General features: G+C 37.9%; 2 protein-coding genes. Both read left to right on the top strand.

What is annotated here, in order from left to right:
• A partial coding sequence (locus F1E73_RS16545; RefSeq protein ID WP_150452598.1) for a SusC/RagA family TonB-linked outer membrane protein occupies nucleotides 1–1,938 on the top strand: 1,938 nt, incomplete at its 5' end.
• 25 nt (nucleotides 1,939–1,963) lie between these two features.
• Complete coding sequence (locus F1E73_RS16540) at nucleotides 1,964–3,352, top strand: RagB/SusD family nutrient uptake outer membrane protein (RefSeq protein ID WP_150452597.1); 1,389 nt, start codon at nucleotides 1,964–1,966, stop codon at nucleotides 3,350–3,352.
• Nucleotides 3,353–3,742: the final 390 nt, after the last annotated feature.

The raw sequence follows: 3,742 nt of genomic DNA, 5'->3' as shown, positions 1-3,742 counted from the left end.
AGCGCCAGAATGAACTTAGCCCATGACGCAAACGACTGGCTAAAATTGGGTGTTAATTTAAGTGTTGGTGAAACTAAAAATGATAGAGTTGGGGCGGAAAACTCAACTTTTGCACCATTGACCTCGTCATATCTTCAACAGCCGTGGGTTGAGCCAAGGGATGCCAATGGCAACTTTGTAAACACTGGTTTTATTGCCAACGTCTTAGCTATTGAAGAATTAGATACAAACTACGCTAATAGCTTTAGAACTGTTGGAAATATTTTTGGCGAAATTAAACTTACGGATGATTTGAAAGTGAGATCTGACTTTGGTATTGATAGAGTGAATCTAGAAGCATTCGAAAGATCCCTGGAAATTAATTCTCCAGGAGGATATGCGTCTAATAATGTTAACCAACAGAATAAGTTTGTTTGGACAAATACCTTAAACTATAGTAAAATTTTCGGGAGGCATAATATTTCAGCAATTGCCGGTATGTCTTATGAACAAACGGAAGAAAGAGATATTATTGTTACCGCTACTGGATTCCTTTCAGATAGACAAATAAATACTATTTCCGCATCCACACCAGGAACTACCCAAAACTCAACTACAGAAAGCAGGCTTACAGGTTACTTCACCAGAGCAAACTACTCATTTGACAATAAATATGTGTTAGAGGGCTCTTTTAGAAGAGATGGTTCATCAAGATTTGGAGCTAATAACCAATATGGTAATTTCTGGGCTGCAGGTGGTGCTTGGATATTATCCCAGGAAGAATTTCTAAGGAATTCATCATGGCTAAACAACCTGAAATTAAGAGCTAATTACGGTACTTCTGGAAATGATAGGATTGGAGACTATGCTTCTTTAGAAAATTTTGGAGGAGGCACGGTTTCTAATTATAACGGTGTTTCAGGAATAAGACAATTATCAGCAGCAAACCCCAATCTTAAATGGGAGCGTTCTAAATCCTATGATATTGGAGTGGAAATGGGTATGTTTGATAATCGTGTTCGTTTTAATTTGGACTATTACAATAAAACTACTACCGATCTTATCTTAAATGTTCCAATCCCACAAACTAACGGTGGCCTAAACTCTATCATTGACAACGTTGGAGAAATGGAAAACAAAGGATTTGACATTGATTTTTCTGCCGATATATTTAGAGGAAAAGATTTTGATTGGACCACTTCTGTAAATTTCGGTATTAATAAAAACGAAGTCCTCTCCTTACCTGGCGCTAACAGGGATAGTGAAGGGCGCAGGTTTGTATCTGGATCATCAGTGCAGAGAGCCATTGAAGGACATTCTGTAAACACTTTTTATCTCGTTAGATACAAAGGTGTAAACCCTGAAACCGGCGATGCTGAGTGGCTAGATAAAGACGGAATTGCCACAACTACCCCAACCTCAGAAGACAGAGTAATAGCTGGTGACGCGAGCCCTGATTTTGTTGGTGGGTTTAGAAATAATTTACGTTACAAAGATTTCGACCTGAGCTTCTTTTTTAACTTCAGCTATGGTAACGACATCTTTGTTTCTGGATTACGTTTTACTGACGATCCAAGCAGCACTTTCAATAACAGGACCGCTTTATTAGATGTATGGCAAAAGCCTGGTGATAATGCTTACGTTCCAGCATTTACAAGTTCGACAATTAATACGTTTGCGCAGAATTCCACTTTACAATTAAAGGACGGATCTTATGCCAGATTAAAGAACATAACTCTAGGGTATAATTTGCCACAAAAGTTTGCAAGTAAATTAGGATTTTTAACAGGGGTAAGATTATACGCGACTGCTAATAATCTATGGACCCTGAAAGGAAGTGATTTAGATGGTATAGATCCGGAAGTAACCGATTCAACTGCTAACGGACGTCAAGGAGAAACATTCTTTACCCCACCACAGTCAAAAACTTATTTAATCGGTGCTAGATTGACTTTCTAATCTAACAATAATACAAATATTAAAAATGATGAAGAATATAATATTAACAGGAGTATTAGCTACACTAGTGCTGTCTTGCTCCAGTGATAAAATTGAAATAGCTCCAGAAGACCAACTAACACAAGAAGTTTCATTCTCAAACAAATCCCTTGCACTTGGAGTTCTAACAGGAGCTTATAGCGCAGCCCAGCAGGACGATGTCTTGAACGGAACTTGGCAATTAGCAGGTGACTGGCAAGCAGATAATATAGATTTCGTTGGTTCGTTTCCCACATTCCGACACATTAGAGATTACACCACATTAGCAGATAACAATTCAATTGCTGCTATGTGGGATGATTCATATGAAACTATCGGAGCAGCTAACTTGGTTATTAAGAATGTTCCATTGGTTGAAGATGATGATTTTACAGCCGAAGAAAGAGCGAATGCAATAGGACAAGCAAAATTTTTGCGAGCGTTGGTTTACTTCAATCTTTCAAATTGGTATTCACAACCAATTCAAGTAAGCGGTGGTACTGATCTTGCAGTTCCATTGGTACTAGAGCCATTTGAAGGAGAAGTTAAATATGAGTCGAGAGCCACATTAAATGCAGTTCAGGGTCAAATTGAAGCCGATCTATTAGATGCATTACCATCATTGACTGATGAAGATAATAGTATCGCTACCAAAGGTGCTGCCCAAGCTTTACTTGCTAGGCTGTACTTGTACCAAGGAAAATGGTCACAAGCTGCTGAATTTGCCGATAAGGCAATAAATAATAGCGCTTATGCCCTAGCAACCGATTATAGCTTTTATAATACGACAAGTAAAGAATTCTATTTTACATTAGTAAATACAGAAGCTGATGGACAAGATAGCAATGAAGGCTTTTCAGGCCTTACCAATCCCACTCCAACTGGTAGAGGTGATGCACCTTATTCTGATGATCTATTGGCTGCCTTCGCAGAAGAAATTGGCGACCTAAGATATTCAGAACTAACACAAATAGGCGCCGATGCGCTAGGTACTGAAAGACCATTCTCTAATAAGTTTCCTGATGGTGTAACCAACTCAGATAACGCTCCAGTATTGAGGGTAACAGAAATGTATCTTACAAGAGCAGAGGCTAATTTAAGAGGTGGTACGGCAATCGGAGCTTCTCCTTTATCAGACATCAATAAACTTAGAGAGCGAGCTGGGTTACTACCATTATTAGCCGTTGACTTAGACCAAATATTGAATGAAAGAAGAAAAGAACTTTGCTTCGAAGGACACAGAAGAATGGATTTATTAAGAAATGGACAGAATCTAAGACGTCCAGGTCAAAAAAACATCTCAGATTCCGCTCCAGGTCAAAACAAAGTAATTTTCCCTATTCCAGTAAATGAGCTGGATTTAAACGAAAATTTAGTGCAAAACCCTGGCTACTAATATTAATAGGACATTAATAATTGTGAGGCTGCTTCTAAAGCAGCCTCATTTTTTTCACCTATAAATTAATTGAGCGCTTGTTAAACCCACTCAGGTCACACTAACACATAACTATGTTACCATATCACGGGCGAAACGTATTGTATGTAAATGTAACATTGAAAAAGTTATGTGCGAAATTTCGATTTTCTTCCCTAATTAACAAGCTTCAAAATATAGGCAATTTGAGCTAACACCCTAAATGATTTTAATTGTGAAACGATACACCTATTTAAACCATATTCAGGTAATATATAAAATGGCAGCCACAACAACTTTCTTATTTAAAATCTACCACCCCCCCCCTTTAATTGCTTAATATAAATGAAATGGTGATTTAATGACTATCGT

The sequence above is a fragment of the Arenibacter lacus genome (genome assembly GCF_008711145.1).
Lineage (GTDB): Bacteria > Bacteroidota > Bacteroidia > Flavobacteriales > Flavobacteriaceae > Arenibacter > Arenibacter amylolyticus.
The sequence above is the reverse complement of the archived record's forward strand: the minus strand, read 5'-3'. Positions and strand labels throughout refer to the sequence as shown.